The sequence below is a fragment of the Arthrobacter sp. BG5 genome (assembly GCF_056680155.1).
Window position 1 is genome coordinate 3,076,397 of sequence record NZ_CM155268.1, and the last position, 23,346, is coordinate 3,099,742.

The window sequence follows — 23,346 nt, forward strand, 5'->3', positions numbered from 1 at the left end:
AGCAGAGTTGACTGACCCGATCAACGCGGCGGGTACGACGGCGGCGCCCGCCCTGCGCGCGCACCCGCCGGCCGTCTCGGCGGCCCGCGCCCGCCGCTGGGGCGCCTTCTATTACGCCGAGCAGGTCCTGCGGGTGATGAAAGGCTACGGCTGGACCATCGTGATGTACGGCGTCGGCCAGCCGGTCGCCTACCTCTTCGCCATGGGCGTGGGCCTCGCCACCCTGGTGGACACCAACTCCACCGCGGCCTTCGGCGGCGTCAGCTACCTGACTTTCATCGCCCCCGCGCTGCTGATCTCCGCCGCCGTGATGACGGCGGCCAACGAGTTCACCTTCCCGGTGATGGACGGCTTCAAATGGCGCCGGGTCTACTACGGCCCGCACGCCTCGCCGCTGACCCCGGAACAGATCGCCGCCGGGCAGATCATTGCCGTCACGGTGCGGTTCCTGCTGCAGTCCGCGATCTACTTCGGCGTCGTGGCACTGTTCGGCGCGTCCCCGGGCGGCTGGGGCTGGGTCTCGATCCTGGTGGCCACGCTGGCCGGTTTGTCCTTCGGCCTGCCGCTGATGGCCTACGCGGCCACCATCAAAAACGACAAGGGCCAGTTCGCCATGGTGATGCGCTTCATCGTGATGCCGCTGTTCCTGTTCTCCGGCACATTCTTCCCGCTGGACACCCTGCCCCTGGCGGTCCGCTGGATCGGCTGGATCTCCCCGATCTGGCACGGCACCGAACTGGGCCGCGTGTTCAGCTACGGCTACGAGGAGGCGCCGCTGCTCACCCTGGTCCACGTCGTCTTCCTGCTCGGCCTCGCCGTCCTCGGCTGGGTCCTGACCCGGCGCCAGTTCGCCAGAAGGATGGCATCATGAGCGTGCTCGCCGGACACTACGATTCGGGAAAGCAAGACGCCGGCCGCAGCGTCACCGACGCCGCCCGCAACCGCCGCTTCGGGCCGCTCTACTCGCGCAACGTGCGCGCCGTCGTCGCCCGCGGGTTGATGGCCACCAAGAGCAGCAACTGGATGGTCATGCTCTCCGGGTTCTTCGAACCGGTGCTCTACCTGATCTCAATGGGGGTGGGTCTGGGCGCGATCGTCGGCGAGGTGCAGGGCCCCGGCGGGCAGCAGATCTCCTACGCCGCGTACATCGCCCCGGCCCTGCTGGCGGTCTCGGCCATGAACGGCGCCGTCTACGACTCCACCTGGAACGTCTTCTTCAAGATGAACTTCGCGAAGCTCTACCAGGGCATGCTCTACACCTCGCTCGGGCCGATCGACGTCGCGATGGGCGAAATCTTCCTCGCCCTGCTGCGCGGACTGATGTACGCCACCGGCTTCACCGCCGTGATGGGCGTGATGGGCCTGATCACCACGCCGTGGGCCATCCTGATGATCCCGGCGTCGGTGCTGATCGCGTTCGGCTTCGCCAGCTTCGGCATGGGCATCACCAGCTTCATGAAGACCTTCCAGCAAATGGACTGGATCAACTTCGTGATGCTGCCGATGTTCCTCTTCAGCGCCACCTTCTACCCGTTGAGCGTGTATCCCCAGTGGATCCAGTGGCTGATCCAGGCGATGCCGCTGTGGCACGGCGTGGAGCTGCTGCGGCAGATCAGCGTCGGCGTCTTCACCCCCGCCACCGCGGTGCACATCGGCTACTACCTCGCCATGATCGTGCTCGGTGTGGCGCTTACCACCGGCCGGCTCCGCAAACTGTTCCTGAAGTGACCGCGGCGTTCGCCCGGGGTGGAAGCGCAGCCCCGGGCCCGGCCGGTTTGCGATAATAGGCGCATGCGATCTCTGGACAACCCTTCTGCCAAGCCCTCCGCGTTCAACGCCGCCGCCGGAAAATTCCCCATGTTCCGCCTCAGCGGCCTCGGGATGACGGTCTTCATCATCGCGTTCCTGGTGGCCGTCATCTTCGCGGCGAACCAGAACGACGTCGTGGGCTGGGTTGTCGCGGTCATCGCCGCCTTCTGGCTCGCGCTGGCAGCCTTTGTGGTGTTCAGCATCCAGCGCGCCGCCAAGAAGGCCGGCGCCAAGCTGAACGAGGCGCAAAACGCGTTCAACTCCGCGGTGGGCCGGGCACCGTCGTCGGGAAGCGCCGACCACGGCGGCACGCGCCTGGTCGGTGACCGCCGCGAAACCGACGATATCCGCGACATGAAGCTGGACCACTCCTTCAAGATCGTCCAGGTGCAGGTCCGTGTGGTGGAGCAGGAACGCGCCAAGGGCGGCGCCGCGGACCAGGACACCATCCGCCGCGCCCTCGAAACCATCGAGATCACGGCCACCAACGCGCGGGACATGATCAAGTCCGCGGACGGCACCGACGAGCCGGTCCGCGGAACCATCATCGACTAGAGTGGAGCGGGTGAGCTCGGCATTGAAGAAGGACCCCCTTCGCATCGCATCGGTCAACGTCAACGGCCTCCGCGCCGCCTACAAAAAGGGCATGGCGGAGTGGCTGGCGCCGCGGGACGTGGATATTCTCTGCCTCCAGGAGGTGCGCGCGCCTGACGCGATCGTCCGCGAACTGCTCGGCGACGGCTGGTACATCCTGCACGCCGAGGCCGAAGCCAAGGGCCGCGCCGGTGTCGCCATCGCCTCGCGCACCGAACCGACCGCCACCCGCAACGGCATCGGCGATGACTACTTCGCCACGGCCGGCCGCTGGGTCGAAGCCGACTACATCGTCCGCGACGCCGCGGGGGAGGCCTCGCGGCTGACCGTGGCGAGCGCGTACGTGCACTCCGGCGAGGCCGGCACCCCCAAGCAGGACGACAAGTTCCGCTTCCTGGACGTAATGTCCACCCGGCTGCCGGAACTCGCCAAGCACAGCGACCACGCCCTCGTGGTGGGCGACCTGAACGTCGGCCACACCGAGCTGGACATCAGGAACTGGAAAGGCAACGTCAAACGTGCCGGCTTCCTGCCCGAAGAGCGCGCCTACTTCGACCGCTTCTTCGGCGAGGAAATCGGCTGGAAGGATGTTCACAGGGGCCTGGCGGGTACCGTCGACGGCCCCTACACTTGGTGGTCGCAGAGGGGACAGGCCTTCGACAACGACACCGGCTGGCGCATTGACTACCACATGGCCACGCCCGCTCTCGCCGCCGCGGCGGTGTCAGCAGTTGTTGACCGGGCGCCGTCCTGGGACACACGCTTCTCCGACCATGCCCCGCTGGTAGTGGACTACCGGCTCTAGTCTTAAGGTTTTTCCCATGACCTCTCCTTCCAACGCGTCGACCCTGGCTGGCGCCGACGCCGGCGTCGCACTCGACGTTGCCGTCTCACCCGCCGGGCAGACAGCGGCCGTTCCCGGTGCCAGGCATCGCATCCTTTCCGGCATGCAGCCCTCCGCCGACTCGTTGCACCTCGGCAACTACCTGGGCGCCCTGGTGAACTGGGTCAGGATGCAGGACGAATACGACGCCGTCTTCTTCATCCCCGACCTGCACGCCATCACGGTGCCGCAGGATCCTGCCGAACTGGCCCACCGCACCCGCGTCACCGCCGCGCAGTACATTGCCGGCGGCGTCGACGTGGACAAGTGCACGCTTTTCGTCCAGTCCCAGGTCCCGGAACACGCCCAGCTGGCCTGGGTGCTGAACTGCATCACCGGCTTCGGCGAGGCCTCCCGAATGACGCAGTTCAAGGACAAAGCCCTGAAGCAGGGCTCGGACCAGGCCAGCGTTGGGCTCTTCACCTACCCGATCCTGCAGGCCGCGGACATTCTGCTGTACCAGCCGCACGGTGTGCCGGTAGGGGAGGACCAGCGCCAGCACGTGGAGCTGAGCCGGGACCTCGCGCAGCGTTTCAACTCCCGCTTCGGTGAGACCTTTACGGTGCCCCAGCCCTTCATCCAGAAGGAGTCGGCCAAGATCTACGACCTGCAGAACCCGACGGCGAAGATGTCGAAGTCAGCGGAGTCGCCGGCCGGCCTGATCAACCTGTTGGACGACCCCAAGGTGATTGCCAAGCGGATCAAATCCGCCGTGACGGACGCGGAAACCGAAATCCGTTTCGACCGCGAGAACAAGCCCGGCGTCTCGAACCTGCTGACGATCTACTCGGCCATCAGCGGTCGGAGCGTAGAGCAGCTCGTCGCCGCGTACGAGGGAAAAATGTACGGCCACCTCAAGGTGGACCTCGCCGAGGTGGTCACCGAGCACCTGAGTCCGATCCGGGACCGGGCGAACCAGCTGCTGGACGATCCCGCAGAGCTGGACCGGCTGCTCGCCTTGGGCGCCGACAAGGCCCGGGAGATCGCCTCCGTGACGCTGAGGGACGTCTACGCCAGGGTTGGTTTCCTCCCCTATGCCGGAGCACGGGGAGTCCACTAGCCCAATGTCCTCCGCCAGCAAAGTCACCGCCAGCGACACCGGGCGCGGCAGCCACCACGGCGCCCGCCGGGGTTCGGGTGCCGCACCCCACCGGAGTGCGGCAACCGCCAGCGGTGGAACTCCGGACGAAGGCATCAGCATCGGCGTCATCCTGGGCTTCCCGCCGGACATCGCCGAGGAGCTGCAGCGCTGGCGCGCCTCGTTCGGTGACCCGATGGCCGCGACCATCCCGGCGCACATCACGCTGGTCACCACCACCGTGACGCAGGACTGGGAGGCCACGTGCCACCACGTCCGTGAGGTGGCACGCAAGCAGGAACCGTTCACCGTGACGATCGCCGGCACCGGTTCGTTCCGGCCGGTGTCACCGGTGGTCTTCCTGAACGTCGAAGACGGCTTCGGCGAGTGCGTCAACCTGCACCGCCAGCTCCAGGCCGGGCCGCTGGATCGTGAACTCCCGTTCGCCTACCACCCGCACGTCACCGTCGCCCACGACGTGGCCCCGGAAAGCCTCGACGAGGCCGAAGCGGCGCTCAAGGATTACAGGGCCAGCTTCCCGGTGGTTAGCATGGGACTTTACGAGCACGATGACAACGGCATCTGGCAGCTACGGGAAGAGCTTGACTTTGGCACCGAACCTGACGAGCACCGAGGCGCGGCCGGCGCCGCAGGCACCCGCTGACCCTCCACTTCCCACCGATCTCGCCGGGCTGAAACTGGAAGTCATCCGGAAACGGGTCGACTGGGGCAAGGCACGGCGCTCCTCCGGCGGGGGCCCGGCCGCGCCGCTCGCGATGGTCCAGTGGCTCATCGCCCGCCTCAACGTCCTCCGTCCGATGCGCGCCTTCCAGCACTACAACCTGCAGCACGGCCCGCTGCTGAGTGCCGGCATCGGCTTCCGGATGTTCTTCTCCATCACCGGCCTGCTTGCCACCGGCTTCTCCGTGGCGGGGCTCTTCCTCAGCGCCCAGCCCGTGCTGCTGGACCAGATCATCAAGAGCGTCGTCAGGGCGGCCCCCGGCCTGCTGAAGGTCGGCGGCCGGGACGGGCTGGTGGACCCGCAGGACCTGCTGAACCCCAACGGCCTCGGCTGGACGGCCGTGATCGCCGCCGTCGTCACCGTGGTGACCTCGCTGGGCTGGATCGGCGGCCTGCGCGACGGCCTGCGCGGCGTCCTGCGGCTGGGACCCCTCAAGATCAACCCGGTCCTGCTGAAACTGCACGACGTCGGCACCCTCCTGCTGCTCGGCGTCGCCCTGGTGATCAGCGCCGGCGCCTCGCTGGTCTTCGGCACCGCCGCCGGGTGGGTGGCAGAGCAGCTCCACCTGGACCCGCTGCTGGCCGGTCCGCTGACCACGTCCATCAAGATCGCGGTACCGCTGCTGCTGGGCTGGGTGACCGCACTGATCATGTTCCGGCTCGCCGGCGGCCTGAAACTGCGGCGCCGCGCCCTGCTGGAGGGCACCATCCTGGCCGCGGTGGGCACCAGCGTGCTGCAAATCTTCAGCGCCGAGCTCCTGGCCAGCGCCGGCCGGAACCCCATCCTGGCGCCCTTTGCGATCATCATCGGGCTGCTCATCTGGTTCAACCTGGTCAGCCAGGTCTACCTTGTCGCCGCCGCGTGGTCCGCGGTACGGGAAGAAGACCTCAGCACCGCCACGGCCGCCAAAACGACCGGCTGGGGAGCCCGCCAGGTGCAGCCGGGAAAGACCCCGGTGGAGCCGCGGGAGCGCCGCCTCCCGGCGGCTAGCTTCCGGCGTCGAGGTACTGGTCGGCCCACGCCGAAATAATCTTCGCCGCACGGGCCGCCTGGCCCTTGCCGGTGAGCAGGTGGTCGGAACCCTCGAGCGAGACAAAGCTGCGCGGGTGCCGCGCAGTCTGGAAAATGCTGCTGGCATTGTCGATCCCCACCGTGTTGTCGGTGGGGGAGTGCAGCACCATCAGGGGCTTGTGCAGCCGCCGGATGCAGTCGGTCAGGTCCGCGTTCTCCAGGTCCTCAACAAAATGCCGGCGGATCTCCACACGCTTGCCGCCCAGGTCCACCTCGGCGCTGCCCTCGCTCAGGATGCGGTCCAGCGCAGCGTCAAAGACGTGCGCGACGTGCTTGGGCGAGAACGGCGCACCTACCGTGGCGACGGCGTCGAGCTCCGGGATGCTCCCGGCGGCCGCCAGCACCGCGGCGCCGCCGAAGGAGTGCCCCACCAGCAGCGAGACGGGCCGGCCGGAGTCGCGCATAAACTCGGCGGCCTTGACGGTATCCGCCACCTTGTGGCTGAAGGACCCCTCGGACCAGAGCCCCGCGGACTCGCCCAGGCCGAGGTTGTCGAAGCGGAGCATGCCCACCCCGTTGTCCGCCAGGGCCTTGCACATCCGGGACGCCGAGGGGCTGTCCTTGCCCAGCGTAAAGCCGTGCGAGAACACACCCCAGCCCTTCACCGTCCCCTCGGGGAGGTCAAGGACGCCGGAGAGCCGCTCCCCGGTGGAACCTTCGAAGCTGACTTTTTCGGAGCGGGACACAGGGGCCTTTCGTTTACGGGGCTTACGACGGCGGCGCCCCCACCGGAAGGTGGGAGGCGCCGTCGTCGTTAAAGCTGGTGCGGTGGTGCAGGTGCTAGATCTTGCGGGACAGGATGGCCTGCTTGACCTCGGCGATGGCCTGCGTGACCTGGATGCCGCGGGGGCAGGCCTCGGTGCAGTTGAAGGTGGTGCGGCAGCGCCACACGCCTTCCTTGTCGTTGAGGATCTCCAGGCGCATGTCGCCGGCGTCATCACGGGAATCGAAGATGAAGCGGTGCGCGTTGACGATCGCGGCCGGGCCGAAGTACTGGCCGTCGGTCCAGAACACCGGGCAGGACGAGGTGCACGCCGCGCACAGGATGCACTTGGTGGTGTCGTCGAACCGCTCGCGGTCCTCGGCGGACTGCAGGCGTTCCTTGGTGGGCTCGTGGCCGCGGTTGATCAGGAACGGCATGACTTCGCGGAAGGACTGGAAGAACGGCTCCATGTCCACGATCAGGTCCTTCTCCACCGGAAGGCCCTTGATCGGCTCCACCGTGATGGGCTTGGAGGTGTCCAGGTCCTTCAGCAGGGTCTTGCAGGCGAGGCGGTTGCGGCCGTTGATGCGCATGGCATCGGAGCCGCAGACGCCGTGGGCGCAGGACCGGCGGAAGGAGACGCTGCCGTCGATTTCCCACTTGATCTTGTGCAGGGCGTCCAGGACACGGTCGGTGCCGTACATGGTGACGTGGAAGTCGTCCCAGGTGGACTCGTCGGAGACCTCGGGGTTGTAGCGGCGCACGCGCAGGTGGACGTCGAAGGACGGGATGTCCCCGCCGCCGCCGACGCCGGCGGGCAGTTCGATCTTGGAGGCTGGCTCAGCGAGTTCAGCGGTCATCTTAGTACTTCCTCACCATCGGCTCGTAGCGCGTAAAGACCACCGGTTTGGTGGCAAGCCGGATGCCGGCAATCGACTCGGCGGAACCGTCCGCCGGGGCGTGGTCATCCTTGTACGCCATGGAGTGCTTCATGAATTTTTCGTCGTCGCGCTCGGGGAAGTCCTCGCGGAAGTGTCCGCCGCGGGATTCCTCGCGGTGCAGGGCCGCCACGGTCATGACCTTGGCGAGCTCCAGCAGGAAGCCCAGCTCCACGGCCTCGAGCAGGTCCAGGTTGAAGCGCTTGCCCTTGTCCTGGACGCTGATCCGCTGGTACCGCTCCTCGAAGGACGCAATGTCCTTCAGGACCTGGTTCAGCGTCTCGGCGGTGCGGAACACCTGCATGTTGGCGTCCATGGTGTCCTGCAGTTCCTTGCGGATCTGGGCCACCTTCTCGGTGCCGTCGGCGGTGCGGACGTGCTCCAGCAGGTTCAGCGTGTACGCCTCGGGATCCGCGGGCAGTTCCACAAAGTCCGCGGTCTTGGCGTACTCCGCGGCCGCGATGCCCGCGCGCTTGCCGAAGACGTTGATGTCCAGCAGCGAGTTGGTGCCCAGGCGGTTGGAACCGTGCACCGAAACGCAGGCAACCTCACCGGCGGCGTAGAGGCCGGGGACGACGGTGTCGTTGTCCTGGAGGACCTCGGCGCTGATGTTGGTGGGGATGCCGCCCATGGCGTAGTGCGCCGTCGGGAAGACCGGCACCGGCTCCGTGTACGGCTCCACACCCAGGTAGGTGCGGGCGAACTCGGTGATGTCCGGCAGCTTGGCGTCGATGTGCGCCGGCTCCAGGTGGGTCAGGTCCAGCAGCACGTAGTCCTTGTTCGGGCCGCAGCCGCGGCCTTCCCGGACTTCGTTGGCCATGGACCGGGCCACGATGTCGCGCGGGGCGAGGTCCTTGATGGTGGGGGCGTAGCGCTCCATAAAGCGTTCACCCTCGGAGTTGCGCAGGATCGCGCCTTCACCGCGGGCGGCCTCGGAGAGCAGGATGCCCAGGCCGGCCAGGCCGGTCGGGTGGAACTGGAAGAACTCCATGTCCTCCAGCGGGATGCCACGGCGGAACGCGATGCCCATGCCGTCACCGGTGAGGGTGTGGGCGTTGGAGGTGGTCTTGAAGACCTTGCCCGCGCCGCCGGAGGCGAACACCACGGACTTGGCCTGGAAGACGTGCAGCTCGCCGGAGGCGAGGTCGTAGGAGACGACGCCGGCGACGCGCTTCTGCTTGTACGGCGTGCCGTCCTCGCGAACCGCGTCTTCCTCGACGGTCAGGAGGTCCAGGACGTAGTACTCGTTGTAGAACTCGACGTTGTGCTTGACGCAGTTTTGGTAGAGCGTCTGCAGGATCATGTGGCCGGTGCGGTCAGCGGCATAGCAGGCGCGGCGGACCGGAGCCTTGCCGTGGTCACGGGTGTGGCCGCCGAAGCGGCGCTGGTCAATCCGGCCCTCGGGCGTGCGGTTGAACGGCAGGCCCATCTTCTCAAGGTCCAGGACGGCGTCGATTGCTTCCTTCGCCATGACCTCGGCTGCGTCCTGGTCCACCAGGTAGTCGCCGCCCTTGATGGTGTCGAAGGTGTGCCACTCCCAGTTGTCTTCCTCGACGTTGGCCAGGGCTGCACACATGCCGCCCTGTGCCGCGCCGGTGTGGGAGCGCGTGGGGTAAAGCTTGGTCAGTACTGCTGTTCGCGCACGCTGACCGGATTCGATCGCGGCGCGCATGCCAGCGCCACCGGCACCGACAATGACGACGTCGTACTTATGGACCTGCATACCAGATGCTCTTTCTCTCAAAATTCGCTGTAAACACCGCCGGCGGAGCCTGCGCAGTGAAGTCTTGCGATCCTAGGCCCGCGCGGGCAGGCAGGGATCAACGCCCGGGGGACCGGGCTGCTACGGGGCGGGGCAGAACCCGCCGGGCAGCTGCACGCCGTCGACCACGGGGCACGGGTTGAAGGTGAAGATCACCAGGGTGCCGAGGATGATGATGGCTGCGGCGGCCGCGTAGAGCACGACCTTCAGCCAGAGACGCGTCGCGTCCTTTTCGGCGTAGTCGTTGATGATGGTGCGCACGCCGTTGGTGCCGTGCAGCATGGCGAGCCACAGCATGGCCAGGTCCCAGACCTGCCAGAACGGGTCGGCCCACTTGCCGGCGACGAAGCCGAAGTCGATCGCGTGGATGCCTTCGCCCACCAGCAGGTTGACGGTCAGGTGGCCGAAAATGAGGACCACGAGGACGACGCCGGAAAGCCGCATGAAGAGCCATGCCAGCATTTCGAAGTTGCCCTTCGAGGAGCCGCTGCGGTTGTACTGCGGGGCGACGCGTCCTGCGCCGACCTTCGCCGCGCGCGGGCTCTGAATCTGCGTTGCATCCATGGCTAGTGACCTCCGAGGGCGAGGGACAGGTGGCGGATGGAGAAGCCGACCATGACGACGACCCAGAGGGCCAGGACCGTCCACAGCATCTGGCGCTGGTACTTCGCGCCCTTCTTCCAGAAGTCGACGGCGATGATCCGCAGGCCGTTGAAGGCGTGGAACACGATCGCTGCGACGAGGCCCGTTTCACCCAGGGCCATAAGGGGGTTCTTGTAGGCGCCGATCACGGCGGTGTAGGCCTCGGGGGACACACGCACCAATGAGGTGTCCAGCACGTGGACCAACAAGAAGAAAAAGATCACTACACCGGTAATGCGGTGTCCAACCCAGGACCACATGCCTTCACGGCCGCGGTACAAGGTGCCAGCTGGTTTTGTCGGCACTGAATAAACCTCCCTGCAACACAGCGGCGCTGGCATGGGATCCACGCGGGGGGAACGCCTGCTGCGAGAGCACTCGTAAGCTCAAGCCTAAATCTAGGCTTCGCTGTCAGCTTATTCAATTCAGCGGATCGATGGTGACGGCGCCCGGCGCGGTTTTTGACCGGATTTGAGACGAACGCCACATTCGCGCACCGTCCGCTGACAGTTCCCCAAGCGCGCACGGTGCGCGCAGCGTGCGCCGCGGTTCTTCCGGCGCCGCGTGCGTGCCCCGCGGCCAACGGGCGGGGTTCGGCTAAAGTAGCCCGTGATGACTACACAGAATACGGACAGCCACGTTTCACCCGAGGGCGCTGCGGCGGACTCCCCGCTGAGGCGCTTCATCGCGGTGATTCCGGCGGGCGGTGTGGGGACCCGGCTCTGGCCGCTGTCCCGGGCCGCCGCGCCGAAGTTCCTGCACGACCTCACCGGGTCCGGCAGCACCCTGCTGCGCGCCACGTACGACCGGCTGGAACCCCTCGCCGGCAGCAAGGTGCTGGTGGTCACCGGGACCGCGCACCGCGAGGCCGTGTGCCGCCAGCTGCCCGAGGTGGACGAGGCGGACCTCGTGCTCGAGAGCGAGCCGAAGGATTCGGGCGCGGCCATCGGCCTCGCCGCGGCCATCCTGCACGAGCGCGATCCGGAGACCATCATGGGTTCCTTCGCCGCGGACCAGGTCATCAGCCCCGACTCGCTGTTCCAGGACGCCGTCCGGGAAGCCATCCACACCGCGGCCTCCGGCAAGATCGTCACCATCGGCATCAAACCCACGCACCCGTCCACCGGCTTCGGCTACATCCGGGCCGGCGACAAGCTGAGCGTGCCCGGCGCCCCCAGCGCCCACACCGTCGTCGAATTCGTCGAAAAGCCCAGCGAGGAAGTCGCCCAGCAGTACCTGGACAGCGGCGAGTACGTCTGGAACGCCGGCATGTTCGTCGCTCCGGTCTCGCTGATGCTCAAGCACCTCGAAGCCAACCAGCCGGAGCTTTTCGCCGGCCTGCAGGAGATCGCCAAGGCGTGGGACACCCCGCTGCGCGACGAGGTCACCGCCCGCGTCTGGCCCACGCTGCCCAAGATCGCCATCGACTACGCGGTCGCCGAGCCCGCCGCGGCGGCCGGGGACGTCGCCGTCGTGCCCGGCACCTTCCGCTGGGACGACGTCGGAGACTTCGCCTCCGTGGGCCGGCTCAACAGCGCCAAGGAAGTCGACGACGTCACCGTGATCGGCGAAGGCGCCCGCGTGTTCACCGAAAACGCCAGCGGCGTGGTGGTCACCGACACCAAACGGGTGATCGCCCTGATCGGCATCAAGGACGTCGTCATCGTGGACACCCCGGATGCGCTGCTGGTGACCACGAAGGCGCACTCCCAGCGGGTCAAGGCCGCGGTGGACGCGCTCAAGGCCAGCGGCGACACGGACGTGCTCTAGGCCGCTGACCATGGCGCTGCCGTGGCCGGGCCCCGGTCCCGCCACGGCGCCGGCCCATTGCCTGCGGCGGCGTAACCCGCCGACCGCGATGCCGCTATTTTTCCGACTCTCGCTAGAGTAATTGTGTGCGCAATTACACTACTGAAGCTGAGCCCACCACCCTTGTGGGGCCGTGGCTGGAGCCACTCCTGCCGGAGCTGATCGCCTTCCGCCGCGACCTGCACGCGCACCCGGAACTGTCCTTCAAGGAGTTCCGCACCACGGACAAGCTGGCCCAGCGCCTCGAAGCCGCAGGCCTGGCGCCGCGCCGGCTCGAGGGCACCGGGCTCACGGTCGACGTCGGCGAGGGCCCCATTGCCACGGCGCTCCGCGGCGACATCGACGCCCTGCCCATCATCGAGGAAACCGGGCTGCCGTTCGCCTCCAAAAATCACGGTGTCACGCACGCCTGCGGCCACGACGTCCACACCACCACCATGCTGGGCATCGCCCTGATCCTGCAGCGGATGCACGCGTCCTCGCCGCTGGGCGGCACGGTGCGGATCATCTTCCAGCCGGCCGAGGAGACCATGCCCGGCGGCGCCCATGCCTGCATCGAACAGGGCGTGCTGGAAGGGGTGCCGCGGATCCTGGCGCTGCACTGCGACCCCCGGATCGAGGTCGGCAAGATCGGCACCCGGATCGGCGCCATCACCTCGGCGTCGGACACCATCAAGATTGAACTGACCGGCCGCGGCGGCCACACCTCGCGCCCGCACCTGACCGAGGAGCTCGTCTTCGCCCTCGCGCAGATCGCCATCAACGTCCCGGCCGTGCTGTCCCGCCGCGTGGATGTGCGCAGCGGTGTGTCCGTGGTGTGGGGGCACATCTCGGCCGGCTCGGCCCCCAACGCCATTCCCGCGAGCGGCTACATGGCCGGCACCATGCGCTGCCTGGACCGCGACGCCTGGCACAGCGCGGGGGAGATCCTCGACGAGGTGGTTCAGCAGATCGCCGCGCCCTACGGCGTCGACGTGCACCTGGAACACACCCGGGGCGTGCCGCCGGTGGTGAACTCCGAACACGAGACCGCCCTGATCGAGGCCGCGGCCCGGGCCGAAATCGGCGAGAGCTCCGTGGTGCTGACCCCGCAGTCCATGGGCGGCGAGGACTTCGCCTGGTTCCTGGCGGACCTGCCCGGCGCCATGATGCGGCTCGGCACCAAGACCCCCGGCGGCGAGGAGTACGACCTGCACCGCGGCGATTACATCCTGGACGAACGGGCCCTGGGCCTCGGCATCCGAGTGCTCACGGCGGCGGCCCTCCGCACCCTCCGCGACCTCTGACCCCGCCCCACCCAGCGCGAACGTATTCTTGGGGCCCACTCACCCCGCGCGAACGTACACATGAGGCCCTTAAATCAATGATTTTTGGGGCCTCAAGTGTACGTTCGGCCTTCAGCCAGACGGTTTTGGGTTGTGCACGTTTGAATTGTGTGCAATTGAATTGTGGGCTATGGTTGAAGCATGACTGAAGCTACCCCTCTGGATGCGCCCCGGCTTGACCGGCAGGTGTGCTTCGCCATGTACTCGGCCTCACGGGCCGCCACCGCCGCCTACCGGCCCATGCTGGACGAACTCGGGCTGACCTACCCCCAGTACCTCGCGATGATGGTGCTCTGGGAAAACCAGCCCCGCAGCGTCCGCGAACTGGGCGAGGAGCTCGGCCTGGACTCCGGGACGCTCTCGCCGCTGCTGAAGCGGCTTGAGGCCCTGGGGTTCGTGGAACGACGGCGGTCCGCTGCGGACGAGCGGCGCGTCGAGGTATTCCTCACCGAGGACGGCGCCGCCCTGAGCGCCCGCGCCACCGGCATCCCGCAGCGGCTTGCCGAAGCCGCAGGCCTCTCCGCCGCGGAACTCGACCAGCTCCGCGAAACGCTGGGCCGGCTCACCGCTGCGCTGCACGCCCGGGGCTGAGCGCCGCCGCTCTCCCTAAAAACCTCCCTGACGTCCCAACAGATCGGAACCGAAATGAAGACTCTCTATACGGCCGAGGCGCTGGCCTCCGGCGAAGGGCGCGACGGCAACGCGCAGACGTCCGACGGCAAACTCAACGTCACCCTGGCCAGCCCGGTGGAATTGGGCGGCAGCGGCGAAGGAACCAACCCGGAGCAGCTTTTCGCCGCCGGCTACGCGGCCTGCTTCCACTCGGCGCTGCGCCTCGTCGGACGCCAGCAAAAGGCGGACCTGACGGACTCCGCCGTCGCCGCGAAGATCCACTTCGGCGCGCTGGCGGAAGGGCCCGGCTACGGCCTCGCCGCCGAACTTGAAATTGCCTTGCCCGCCGTGGACCGGCAGACCGCCGAGTCGCTCGTCGCCAAGGCCCACCAGATTTGCCCTTACTCCAACGCCACCCGAGGCAACATCACCGTAGACATCAAGATCCTGGAGGTCGCCGCATGAGCACCGAAATCACTACCCTCCCCACCACCACCCGCGAGGTCCAGCTGGCGTCCCGCCCGCACGGCCGGCCCGTGCCGGAAAACTTCCGGCTCGCCGAATCGGCCCTGCCGGAGCTGCAGGACGGCCAGGTCCTGGTCCGCAACCTCTTCATCTCGGTGGACCCGTACATGCGTGGCCGGATGAACGACGTGAAGTCCTACTCCGCGCCGTTCGCGCTGGACGCGGCCATGGAGGGCGGCGCCGTCGGTGAGGTGATCGCCTCCCGCTCGGCCGACCGCGCCGTGGGGGACACCGTCGTGCACAGCCTGGGCTGGCGCGAATACGCGGTGCTGGACGCCGGTGCCACGTCGCCGGCCCGCACCGATCTGGCGCCGGCGTCGGCGTTCCTCGGCGCACTGGGGATGACCGGACTGACCGCCTACGCGGGTCTGCTCAAGGTTGCCGAATTCAAGCCCGGCGAGGCCGTCTTCGTCTCCGGAGCAGCCGGCGCCGTCGGCTCCCTGGTGGGACAGATCGCCAAGGCCATGGGCGCTTCCCGCGTGATCGGCAGCGCCGGCACTCCGGAGAAGGTGGCCCGCCTCCTGGAACTGGGCTTCGACGCCGCGTTCAACTACCACGACGGCCCGGTCCGCGACCTCCTGAAGGAAGCCGCCGGAGAGAAGGGCATCGACGTCTACTTCGACAACGTCGGCGGAGAGCACCTCGAGGCTGCGCTGTCGGTGCTCAACGTCGGCGGCCGGGTGGCCATGTGCGGCGCCATCGCGCAGTACAACTCCACTGAGCCCACGCCGGCGCCGCGGAACCTCATGCTGGCGATCGGCAAGCAGTTGACCCTCAAGGGATTCCTGGTCGGCGGTTACTGGCAGTACATGGGGGAGTTCGTCGAGAAGCTTTCCGGGTGGCTGGCTGACGGCACCGTCCGCTACGACGAAACCATCGTGGACGGCCTGGAAAATGCGCCGCAGGCCTTTATGGACCTGCTGGACGGGGCGAACACCGGAAAGATGCTGGTCCGCATCTGACCCTGCGGCCCTGATCAGCAGGGCGCGAACGTACACTTGGGGCCCCGATTTCTAAGGATTTCGGGGCCTCAAGTGTGCGTTCGCGCAGGGAGGGCGGTACCGGTTGGTAACAAGTTCTCAACAATCCGGGAAACGGCTGTGAAGTGTGTTACTAGACGTGTTCCATGACACTAAAGTAGCTTCCATCAGTGCGCCTCGGCGCAGTGCTGCGAATCCGTCAGTGACAACAGTGTTTCGGGGGAAAACCGGAAGCAGACACTCATTGGACTTCCGTCGTAGCGCCTATCTCTTTTTCTTCCTGGAGGAACTTTGAAGAACTCACTGCGCGCAAACTTCAAGCGCGGTTCAATGGCCGGCGTCGCCACCGCAGGTGCGGCCGCCCTGCTGCTCACCGGTTGCGGGGCCGCCCCGACCGCCAGCAGCAGCGCCAGCGCCAGCGCTACCAACTACACGGGCTGCATCGTGTCCGACTCCGGTGGATTCGACGACCAGTCGTTCAACCAGTCCTCCTACGAGGGCCTGAAGAAGGCCGAAAAGGACCTGGGGATCAAGGTCAACCAGGTCGAATCGAAGACCAACAACGACTTCGAACCGAACCTGCGCGCCATGGTTACCGCCGGCTGCGACCTGACCGTCACGGTCGGCTTCCTGCTCGGTGATGCCACCAAGGCGCAGGCCACCGCGAACCCGGACAAGCACTTCGCGATCATCGACTTCGGCTACGACAAGCCGATCGCCAACGTCAAGCCGATCATCTACGACACGGCCCAGGCCGCCTTCCTGGCCGGTTACCTCGCAGCCGGCACGACCAAGACCGGCACCGTCGCGACCTTCGGCGGCATCAAGATCCCCACCGTCACCATCTTCATGGACGGCTACGCCGACGGCGTGAAGTACTACAACGAGAAGAAGGGCAAGAACGTCAAGGTTCTTGGCTGGGACAAGGCCAAGCAGGACGGCTCCTTCACCGGTGACTTCGAGAAGCAGGACAAGGGCAAGCAGTTCACCCAGAACTTCCTGGACCAGGGCGCGGACATCGTGATGCCCGTCGCCGGTCCGGTCGGCAAGGGTGCAGGCGCCGCATTGAAGGAAGCGAAGGCTGCCGGCAAGGACGTCAAGCTCATCTGGGTTGACTCCGACGGCTTCCTCACCGCCCCGGATTACAAGGACATCATGCTCTCCTCCGTCATGAAGCAGATGGGCGAGGCCGTTGAGACCGTTGTGAAGGAAGACAAGGACGGCAAGTTCACCAACACGCCGTACGTCGGCACCCTCGCGAACGACGGCGTCCAGCTGGCTCCGTTCCACGACCTGGATTCCCAGGTTCCGGCCGAACTGAAGTCCGAGCTGGACCAGATCAAGAAGGACATCGCCGACGGCAAGCTGAAGGTTGAGTCCGCAGCCAGCCCGAAGGCCTAACTTCCGCCGCTAAGCGCCACGGCCCGGACGGTCCCAGACCGCACGGGCTGTGGCGCTTTTCGTTGCGGCGGCCCCGCCCGGGCCGCGCCCGCAGGCACTAGGCTGGTCCTGCAGCCCCATCACCGGCATCCGGGCCGTGACCCGGACATACTTCGAGATTGGTCAGAGTTTTGAAACTTGAACTCAAGGGGATCACCAAACGCTTCGGCTCCCTGGTAGCCAACGACCACATTGACGTGGTGGTTGAACCCGGGCAGATCCACTGTCTGCTCGGCGAGAACGGCGCCGGCAAGTCGACGCTGATGAACGTCCTCTACGGGCTCTACGAACCCACCGAGGGCGCAATCCTCATCGACGACAAACCCGTCAGCTTCCGCGGACCCGGCGACGCGATGGCCGCCGGCATCGGCATGGTGCACCAGCACTTCATGCTGGTCCCGGTGTTCACGGTCGCCGAGAACGTGGCCCTGGGGGCGGAAACCACCAAGGCGGGCGGCTTCCTCAATCTCGACGACACCCGCCGGAAGATCCAGGAGATCTCCGACCGGTACGGCTTCGACGTCGATCCCGACGCCCTGATCGAGGACCTGCCGGTCGGCGTCCAGCAGCGCGTGGAAATCATCAAGGCCCTGGTCCGGGACGCCAAGGTGCTCATCCTGGACGAGCCCACCGCCGTGCTCACCCCGCAGGACACCGACGAGCTGCTGGACATCATGCGCCAGCTCAAGAGCCACGGCACCTCGATCGTGTTCATCTCGCACAAGCTCCGCGAGGTCAAGGCCGTCTCGGACACCATCACCGTGATCCGGCGAGGCAAGGTCGTCGGCACGGCCAGCCCCGCGGCCTCGACGACGGAACTCGCCTCGATGATGGTCGGCCGCGCCGTCAACCTCACCCTGGACAAGGCCCCCGCCACGCCGCAGGAAACCACGTTCCAGGTCAAGGACCTCACCGTGATCGCGCCCAGCGGCCAGCACGTTGTGGACGGCATCAGCTTCGACATCGCCCGTGGCGAGATCCTCGCCGTCGCCGGTGTCCAGGGCAACGGCCAGACAGAACTGACCGAGGCGATCCTCGGCCTGCAGGACCGGGTCCACGGCTCCATTCTGCTCGACGGCGAGGAACTCCTGGGGCGCAGCGTCAAGGACGTGCTCAAGGCCGGCGTCGGCTTCGTACCCGAAGACCGCTCGGTGGACGGGTTGATCGGGACGTTCTCGATCGCCGAGAACCTGATCCTGGACCGCTACGACCAGGAGCCGTTCGCCAAGGGCATCAGCATGAGCCCGGCCAAGGTGCTGGAAAACGCGAAGACCCGGATCGACGAGTTCGACGTGCGCACCCCGTCCGGCTCGCTCGCCGCGGGCACCCTGTCGGGCGGCAACCAGCAGAAGGTGGTTATGGCGCGCGAGCTGTCGCGCCCGCTGCGCCTCTTCATTGCCTCCCAGCCGACCCGCGGCGTCGACGTCGGCTCCATCGAGTTCCTGCACAAGCGGATCGTGGCCGAGCGCGACCACGGCACACCCGTCATGATCATCTCCACCGAGCTCGACGAAGTCATCGAGCTGGCGGACCGGATCGCCGTGCTTTACAAGGGCCGGCTGGTGGGCATTGTGCCCGCCGGCACCGGACGCGACGTCCTGGGCCTCATGATGGCCGGCCTGTCGCCAGACGAGGCTCACGCCGACACCACCAAGACCCTGGCGGCCGCTGCCGCCGCCCCGGCGCCCGCCGCCCAGCCCGCGCAGGAGTCCCGCTCCGGCGCCGTAGGAGAGCACCATGACTGATACCAACCACCCCCGCCACGCGGCTGAGCCGGACCCGTTGAAAACCCCGGAAACCCCCGACGCCGGAGCGGCCTCCCCGGCGCCCGAAACCCCGGAAACCCCCGACGCCGGAGCGGCCTCCCCGGCGCCCGAAACCCCGGAAACCCCCGACGCCGGAGCGGCCTCCCCGGCGCCCGAAACCCCGGAAACCCCCGACGCCGGAGCGGCCTCCCCGGCGCCCGAAACCCCGGACGCCACGGACGCCGCCACCGCGACCTCGCTGGACACCGCAGGAGGGGCGATGCGTCCCTCCGCCGTCCCGGTCTCGGCCCAGAGCGGCACCGTCCCCGGCGGCCCCGACTCCCTCCTGCGGAAGATCTTCACCGGCAGCGGCATGGTCTCCGTGCTCGCCGTGCTGCTCGCGCTGATCCTCGGCGGCCTGCTGATCGCCAGCACGGACAAGACTGTCAGCGCCACCGCCAGCTACCTGTTCGCCCGGCCCAGCGACTTCTTCTCCGCCGTCTGGTCCGCCGCCACCCGTTCCTACGTGGCGCTCTTCCAGGGTTCCGTGTTCAACCCGCGCGGCAGCGGGGCAGCAGGGCAGTTCGCCCCGCTGATGGAAACCCTCACGATCGCCACTCCGCTGATCACCGCAGGCCTCGGCGTCGCCCTGGCGTTCCGCGCCGGCCTCTTCAACATCGGCGCGCAGGGCCAGATCATCATGGCCGGCATCCTCGCATCCTGGGTCGGCTTCGCGCTGCACCTGCCGATGGGCCTGCACCTGCTGCTGGTCCTCGTGGCCGGCATCCTCGGCGGCGCCCTCTGGGCCGGCCTGGTCGGCTTCCTCAAAGCCCGGACCGGCGCGCACGAGGTGATCCTGACGATCATGTTCAACTACATCGCGCTGTACTTCCTGCGGTACCTGCTCAACACCCCCGCCTTCCAGCGCCCCGGCGAAACCAACCCGATTTCCCCGATCCTGGATCCCAGCGCCGTCTACCCGCAGATCCTGGGCACCCAGTACCGGCTGCACCTGGGCTTCATCCTGGCCATCGCTGCGACCGTCTTCGTCTGGTGGGTGCTGAACCGCTCCACGATCGGCTTCGAATTCCGGGCCGTCGGCGCCAACCCGAAGGCCGCGCTCACCGCCGGCATCAATGTGCCGCGCGCCACCATCCTGGTGATGGCGATCGCGGGCGCCCTGGCCGGCATGTCCGGCGTCGCCCAGGTGGCCGGCACCGAAAAGGTCCTCACCGACGGCGTCGCGGCCACCTACGGCTTTGACGCCATCACCGTTGCGCTGCTGGGACGCTCGACGCCGTGGGGCACCTTTGCCGCCGGCCTGCTGTTCGGCGCCTTCCGCGCCGGCGCCGTCCAGATGCAGATCCAGACCGGCACCCCGATCGACATCGTGCTGGTGGTCCAGTCGCTGATCGTGCTCTTCATCGCCGCCCCGCCGCTGGTCCGCGCGGTGTTCGGCCTGAACCCGCGCAAGAAGAAGGCCGCCTCGGCCGCCAAATCCAAAAAGGCAGCAACCACCGGAGTAGCAGCATGAGCACAACAGCAACGTCGCCCCAGCCGGGAAAGCCGCAGCCTGCGCCCCTCGGGGGCGGATCCCCGTCGCCGAAGCACCACAAGACGGCCGTGACCGCCAAGCCCGTGACCTGGAGACTCCCGATCACCCTGCTGGTGCTCGCCGTCGTCGCGTTCATCTTTTTCGGCCTCATGGGTCCGCACCAGACCGCCAAATTCGGCATTTCCACCGGCAGTGACTTCTTCCAGCTGCCGGCCCTGGAGATTCCGGCGTTCCTGGGCGGCATCGTCCTCTCCGTGATCATGCTCGCGCTGGCCGGCTACGCCGTGTTCCTCAAGACCCGCAACCGCAAGGTTCCGGGCTGGGTCGCGGTCGCCTTTATTGTGCTGTTCGTCGCCGCGTTCCTGATCTGGGTGGTCGGCGGGGCCCGGACCACCAGCATCTCCCTGGCCGGGCTGATCGCCGGGTCCGTGACGCTGGCCGTGCCGCTGGTGTTCGGTTCCCTCTCCGGCGTGCTCTGCGAACGCGTCGGCGTCGTGAACATCGCGATCGAAGGCCAGCTCCTGGGCGGCGCCTTCACGGCCGCGATCATCGCCACGCTGACGCACAACCCCTTCCTGGGCCTCATCGCAGCGGCGGTGGCCGGAGCGCTGGTGTCCATGATCCTGGCCCTGTTCAGCATCAAATACGTGGTCAACCAGATCATCGTCGGCGTGGTGCTCAACGTCCTGGTTTCCGGCGTCACCGGCTTCCTGTTCAGCACCGTCATGCAGGCGGACAAGGACAAGTTCAATTCCCCGGCGCACCTGGACCCGATCACCATCCCGGTGCTGGGCGACATCCCGCTGATCGGGCCGATCCTGTTCAAGCAGTCCCTGATCGGCTACCTGATGTACATCGCCGTGATCGTGGTCTGGGTCGGGCTGTTCAAGACCAAGTGGGGCCTGCGCGTCCGCGCCGTCGGTGAGCACCCGCAGGCCGCCGACACCATGGGCATCAAGGTCAACGCCACCCGCTTCTGGAACGTCACCCTCGGCGGCGCCGTCGCCGGCATCGGCGGGTCCTTCTTCACCCTGGTCGCGATTGACAGCTTCACCAAGGAGATCTCCGGCGGACGCGGCTTCATCGCCCTGGCCGCTCTGATCTTCGGCCGCTGGAACCCGATCGGGGCCTTCTTCGCGGCGCTGCTGTTCGGCTTCGCGGACAACCTGCAGAGCATCGTGACCATCATCGGCACCCCGGTGCCGAGCCAGTTCATGGCGATGCTGCCCTACCTGGTGACGGTGCTCGCCGTCGCCGGCCTCGTCGGACGCTCCAGGCCGCCGGCGGCCAGCGGCATCCCGTACGTGAAGGGCTGACCGTGGCGGACAACATCACTGATAACAGTGCCCAGGCACCCAACCCGGATTCCGGCGTCGACTGGGCAGCGCTGGAAGCCGCCGCCGTCACCGCGATGAAAAACGCCTACGCGCCGTATTCGAAGTTCGCCGTCGGGGCTGCGGCCCTCACCGCGGACGGCCGGATCGTCAGCGGCTGCAACGTCGAAAACGCCAGCTACGGGCTGACCCTGTGCGCCGAGTGCGCGCTGGTCGGCAACCTGCACATGACCGGCGGCGGCCTGCTGCGCGCCTTCTACTGCGTCGACGCGGACGGCAACGTGCTGATGCCGTGCGGACGCTGCCGGCAGCTGCTCTACGAATTCCGGGCCCCGGACATGGAACTCATGACCACACAGGGCATCAAGACGATGGACCAGGTGCTCCCCGACGCATTTGGCCCCCAACACCTGGAGGAAACCCGGTGACCCAGACCACCCAGAACACTGAAGCGTTCGACGCCGTCGACATCATCCGCATCAAGCGGGACAAAGGCGTGCTCAGCGCCGCCCAGATCGACTGGACGATCGACGCCTACACCCGCGGCGCGATCGCCGATGAGCAGATGGCCGCGCTCAACATGGCCATCCTGCTCAACGGGATGGACCGGGCCGAGATTTCGCGCTGGACCGCGGCGATGATCGCTTCCGGCGAGCGGATGGACTTCTCCAGCCTGCGCCGGCCCGACGGCGGTGTGAAGGCCACCTCGGACAAGCACTCCACCGGCGGTGTCGGGGACAAGATCACGCTGCCGCTGGCCCCGCTGGTGGCCGTGTTCGGCGTCGCCGTCCCGCAGCTTTCCGGCCGGGGCCTCGGCCACACCGGCGGGACCCTGGACAAGCTCGAGTCCATCCCGGGCTGGCGCGCGGCGCTGAGCAATGAGGAAATGCTGGCGCAGCTGCAGGACGTGGGCGCCGTCATCTGCGCCGCGGGCGCGGGCCTGGCCCCGGCGGATAAGAAGCTCTACGCCCTGCGCGATGTGACCGGCACGGTGGAGGCCATCCCGCTGATCGCCTCCTCGATCATGAGCAAGAAGATCGCCGAAGGCACCGGATCGCTGGTGCTGGACGTCAAGGTGGGCAGCGGCGCGTTTATGAAGGACGAGGCCCGCGCCCGGGAGCTGGCCGAAACGATGGTGGCCCTGGGCAAGGACGCCGGTGTGAACACGGTGGCGCTGCTGACCAACATGAACACGCCCTTGGGCCTCACCGCCGGCAACGCGATCGAGGTGGAGGAGTCCGTGGAGGTCCTCGCCGGCGGCGGCCCGGAAGACGTCGTCGAACTCACCGTCCGGCTGGCCGAGGAGATGCTCGCCTGCGCCGGCGTGCACGACGCCGACCCGCGCGCCGCACTTAAGGACGGCCGCGCCATGGACGTCTGGAACCGGATGATCCAGGCACAGGGCGGCGACCCCCGTGCCAAGCTGCCGGTGGCCAAGGAATCCGAGACCATCTACGCGCCGGCCGACGGCGTGCTGGTCGAGCTCGACGCCATGGCCGTGGGCGTCGCGGCCTGGCGCCTCGGCGCCGGACGTGCCCGCAAGGAGGACCAGGTCCAGGCCGGAGCCGGCGTGCGGATGCACGCCAAGCCGGGCGCCACGGTCCGGGCCGGCGAGCCGCTGATGACCCTGCTGACGGACACCCCGGAGAAGTTCGAGCGGGCCAAAGAAGCACTGGAACACGCAGCCGTGATCGCCCCCGAGGGATCCCGCCCGGCCCAGCAGCTCATCATCGACCGCATCGCCTAGGTCCCTCCGGTTGCTCTCTCACTTATGGTCCCTAAACCCCGTGTTCAGGGAC

Annotated in this window: 23 protein-coding genes; 18 read left to right on the forward strand and 5 right to left on the reverse strand. The window is 67.4% G+C overall.

From position 1 onward, the window contains the following. Window positions 1-7 precede the first annotated feature (7 nt). The 7 genes from AC1MBE_RS14200 to AC1MBE_RS14230 all read left to right on the forward strand — a co-directional run bounded on the left by AC1MBE_RS14200 (window position 8) and on the right by AC1MBE_RS14230 (window position 6,136). Window positions 8-871 carry an ABC transporter permease gene (locus AC1MBE_RS14200; protein WP_479779153.1) on the forward strand — a complete coding sequence of 288 codons (864 nt, stop codon included), beginning with the start codon at window positions 8-10 and terminating at the stop codon, window positions 869-871. Continuing rightward, window positions 868-1,728: an ABC transporter permease gene (locus AC1MBE_RS14205; RefSeq protein WP_479779154.1), complete on the forward strand. Its 861-nt coding sequence runs from the start codon at window positions 868-870 to the stop codon at window positions 1,726-1,728. The genes AC1MBE_RS14200 and AC1MBE_RS14205 overlap by 4 nt, the downstream gene beginning before the upstream one ends. A gap of 63 nt (window positions 1,729-1,791) precedes the next feature. Next, the gene (locus AC1MBE_RS14210) at window positions 1,792-2,364 is read left to right on the forward strand and encodes a hypothetical protein (protein ID WP_479779155.1); all 573 of its coding nucleotides are present in this window, start codon (window positions 1,792-1,794) and stop codon (window positions 2,362-2,364) included. Window positions 2,365-2,374: 10 nt separating this feature from the next. Next, complete coding sequence (locus AC1MBE_RS14215) at window positions 2,375-3,208, forward strand: exodeoxyribonuclease III (RefSeq protein ID WP_479779156.1); 834 nt, start codon at window positions 2,375-2,377, stop codon at window positions 3,206-3,208. Window positions 3,209-3,224: 16 nt separating this feature from the next. Continuing rightward, a complete protein-coding gene (gene trpS, locus AC1MBE_RS14220; RefSeq protein WP_479779157.1) occupies window positions 3,225-4,346 on the forward strand; it encodes a tryptophan--tRNA ligase in 1,122 nt (373 codons plus the stop codon). Between the two features lie 4 nt (window positions 4,347-4,350). Continuing rightward, the gene (locus AC1MBE_RS14225) at window positions 4,351-5,028 is read left to right on the forward strand and encodes a 2'-5' RNA ligase family protein (protein ID WP_479779158.1); all 678 of its coding nucleotides are present in this window, start codon (window positions 4,351-4,353) and stop codon (window positions 5,026-5,028) included. Beyond that, entirely contained in the window at window positions 4,973-6,136 is a 1,164-nt protein-coding gene (locus AC1MBE_RS14230) for a YihY/virulence factor BrkB family protein (protein WP_479779159.1), read from the forward strand. Before AC1MBE_RS14225 ends, AC1MBE_RS14230 begins: the two co-directional genes overlap by 56 nt. Here the strand turns inward: AC1MBE_RS14230 and AC1MBE_RS14235 are convergent. The 5 genes from AC1MBE_RS14235 to sdhC all read right to left on the reverse strand — a co-directional run bounded on the left by AC1MBE_RS14235 (window position 6,093) and on the right by sdhC (window position 10,527). After that, on the reverse strand, window positions 6,093-6,863 hold the full coding sequence (locus AC1MBE_RS14235; RefSeq protein ID WP_479779160.1) for an alpha/beta hydrolase family protein: 771 nt from the start codon (window positions 6,861-6,863) through the stop codon (window positions 6,093-6,095). The genes AC1MBE_RS14230 and AC1MBE_RS14235 overlap by 44 nt on opposite strands. Window positions 6,864-6,957: 94 nt before the next feature. Next, window positions 6,958-7,740, reverse strand: coding sequence for a succinate dehydrogenase iron-sulfur subunit (locus tag AC1MBE_RS14240; RefSeq protein WP_354187049.1), 783 nt, complete (start codon window positions 7,738-7,740; stop codon window positions 6,958-6,960). A 1-nt stretch (window position 7,741) separates the two neighbouring features. Continuing rightward, window positions 7,742-9,541 (reverse strand): succinate dehydrogenase flavoprotein subunit, encoded by a 1,800-nt coding sequence (sdhA, locus tag AC1MBE_RS14245; protein ID WP_479779161.1) that lies wholly within the window; start codon window positions 9,539-9,541, stop codon window positions 7,742-7,744. Between the two features lie 120 nt (window positions 9,542-9,661). Next, window positions 9,662-10,144, reverse strand: a complete 483-nt coding sequence (locus AC1MBE_RS14250) for a succinate dehydrogenase hydrophobic membrane anchor subunit (protein WP_479779162.1) — start codon at window positions 10,142-10,144, stop codon at window positions 9,662-9,664. A 2-nt stretch (window positions 10,145-10,146) separates the two neighbouring features. After that, on the reverse strand, window positions 10,147-10,527 hold the full coding sequence (gene sdhC / locus AC1MBE_RS14255; protein WP_082576094.1) for a succinate dehydrogenase, cytochrome b556 subunit: 381 nt from the start codon (window positions 10,525-10,527) through the stop codon (window positions 10,147-10,149). A gap of 307 nt (window positions 10,528-10,834) precedes the next feature. On the opposite strand from sdhC, the gene AC1MBE_RS14260 reads away from it, so the two are divergent. The 11 genes from AC1MBE_RS14260 to AC1MBE_RS14310 all read left to right on the forward strand — a co-directional run bounded on the left by AC1MBE_RS14260 (window position 10,835) and on the right by AC1MBE_RS14310 (window position 23,294). After that, window positions 10,835-11,992 (forward strand): mannose-1-phosphate guanylyltransferase, encoded by a 1,158-nt coding sequence (locus AC1MBE_RS14260; protein WP_479779163.1) that lies wholly within the window; start codon window positions 10,835-10,837, stop codon window positions 11,990-11,992. A gap of 125 nt (window positions 11,993-12,117) precedes the next feature. Beyond that, window positions 12,118-13,317 (forward strand): amidohydrolase, encoded by a 1,200-nt coding sequence (locus AC1MBE_RS14265; protein WP_479779164.1) that lies wholly within the window; start codon window positions 12,118-12,120, stop codon window positions 13,315-13,317. Window positions 13,318-13,497: 180 nt separating this feature from the next. Continuing rightward, a complete protein-coding gene (locus AC1MBE_RS14270; RefSeq protein WP_479779165.1) occupies window positions 13,498-13,947 on the forward strand; it encodes a MarR family winged helix-turn-helix transcriptional regulator in 450 nt (149 codons plus the stop codon). Between the two features lie 54 nt (window positions 13,948-14,001). Beyond that, window positions 14,002-14,433: an organic hydroperoxide resistance protein gene (locus AC1MBE_RS14275; RefSeq protein WP_479779166.1), complete on the forward strand. Its 432-nt coding sequence runs from the start codon at window positions 14,002-14,004 to the stop codon at window positions 14,431-14,433. After that, window positions 14,430-15,455, forward strand: coding sequence for an NADP-dependent oxidoreductase (locus AC1MBE_RS14280; protein WP_479779167.1), 1,026 nt, complete (start codon window positions 14,430-14,432; stop codon window positions 15,453-15,455). Before AC1MBE_RS14275 ends, AC1MBE_RS14280 begins: the two co-directional genes overlap by 4 nt. Before the next feature lie 309 nt (window positions 15,456-15,764). Further along, window positions 15,765-16,874 carry a BMP family lipoprotein gene (locus AC1MBE_RS14285; protein ID WP_479779168.1) on the forward strand — a complete coding sequence of 370 codons (1,110 nt, stop codon included), beginning with the start codon at window positions 15,765-15,767 and terminating at the stop codon, window positions 16,872-16,874. A gap of 170 nt (window positions 16,875-17,044) precedes the next feature. After that, entirely contained in the window at window positions 17,045-18,658 is a 1,614-nt protein-coding gene (locus tag AC1MBE_RS14290; protein WP_479779169.1) for an ABC transporter ATP-binding protein, read from the forward strand. 280 nt (window positions 18,659-18,938) lie between these two features. After that, window positions 18,939-20,192: an ABC transporter permease gene (locus tag AC1MBE_RS14295; RefSeq protein ID WP_479782619.1), complete on the forward strand. Its 1,254-nt coding sequence runs from the start codon at window positions 18,939-18,941 to the stop codon at window positions 20,190-20,192. Then, window positions 20,189-21,529: an ABC transporter permease gene (locus AC1MBE_RS14300; protein ID WP_479779170.1), complete on the forward strand. Its 1,341-nt coding sequence runs from the start codon at window positions 20,189-20,191 to the stop codon at window positions 21,527-21,529. The genes AC1MBE_RS14295 and AC1MBE_RS14300 overlap by 4 nt, the downstream gene beginning before the upstream one ends. A gap of 2 nt (window positions 21,530-21,531) precedes the next feature. Beyond that, a complete protein-coding gene (locus tag AC1MBE_RS14305) occupies window positions 21,532-21,975 on the forward strand; it encodes a cytidine deaminase (RefSeq protein WP_479779171.1) in 444 nt (147 codons plus the stop codon). Then, a complete protein-coding gene (locus AC1MBE_RS14310) occupies window positions 21,972-23,294 on the forward strand; it encodes a thymidine phosphorylase (RefSeq protein WP_479779172.1) in 1,323 nt (440 codons plus the stop codon). The genes AC1MBE_RS14305 and AC1MBE_RS14310 overlap by 4 nt, the downstream gene beginning before the upstream one ends. Window positions 23,295-23,346 lie beyond the last annotated feature (52 nt).

What these genes read in the sequence shown, in the direction of transcription:
- AC1MBE_RS14210 (WP_479779155.1), top strand. Translation starts at nt 1,792, where the DNA reads ATGCGATCTCTGGACAACCCTTCTGCCAAGCCCTCCGCGTTCAACGCC.
- AC1MBE_RS14300 (WP_479779170.1), top strand. Translation starts at nt 20,189, where the DNA reads ATGAGCACAACAGCAACGTCGCCCCAGCCGGGAAAGCCGCAGCCTGCG.
- AC1MBE_RS14280 (WP_479779167.1), top strand. Translation starts at nt 14,430, where the DNA reads ATGAGCACCGAAATCACTACCCTCCCCACCACCACCCGCGAGGTCCAG.
- trpS (WP_479779157.1), top strand. Translation starts at nt 3,225, where the DNA reads ATGACCTCTCCTTCCAACGCGTCGACCCTGGCTGGCGCCGACGCCGGC.
- AC1MBE_RS14205 (WP_479779154.1), top strand. Translation starts at nt 868, where the DNA reads ATGAGCGTGCTCGCCGGACACTACGATTCGGGAAAGCAAGACGCCGGC.
- AC1MBE_RS14250 (WP_479779162.1), bottom strand. Translation starts at nt 10,144, where the DNA reads ATGGATGCAACGCAGATTCAGAGCCCGCGCGCGGCGAAGGTCGGCGCA.
- AC1MBE_RS14270 (WP_479779165.1), top strand. Translation starts at nt 13,498, where the DNA reads ATGACTGAAGCTACCCCTCTGGATGCGCCCCGGCTTGACCGGCAGGTG.
- AC1MBE_RS14295 (WP_479782619.1), top strand. Translation starts at nt 18,939, where the DNA reads ATGCGTCCCTCCGCCGTCCCGGTCTCGGCCCAGAGCGGCACCGTCCCC.
- AC1MBE_RS14275 (WP_479779166.1), top strand. Translation starts at nt 14,002, where the DNA reads ATGAAGACTCTCTATACGGCCGAGGCGCTGGCCTCCGGCGAAGGGCGC.
- AC1MBE_RS14240 (WP_354187049.1), bottom strand. Translation starts at nt 7,740, where the DNA reads ATGACCGCTGAACTCGCTGAGCCAGCCTCCAAGATCGAACTGCCCGCC.
- AC1MBE_RS14260 (WP_479779163.1), top strand. Translation starts at nt 10,835, where the DNA reads ATGACTACACAGAATACGGACAGCCACGTTTCACCCGAGGGCGCTGCG.
- AC1MBE_RS14225 (WP_479779158.1), top strand. Translation starts at nt 4,351, where the DNA reads ATGTCCTCCGCCAGCAAAGTCACCGCCAGCGACACCGGGCGCGGCAGC.
- sdhA (WP_479779161.1), bottom strand. Translation starts at nt 9,541, where the DNA reads ATGCAGGTCCATAAGTACGACGTCGTCATTGTCGGTGCCGGTGGCGCT.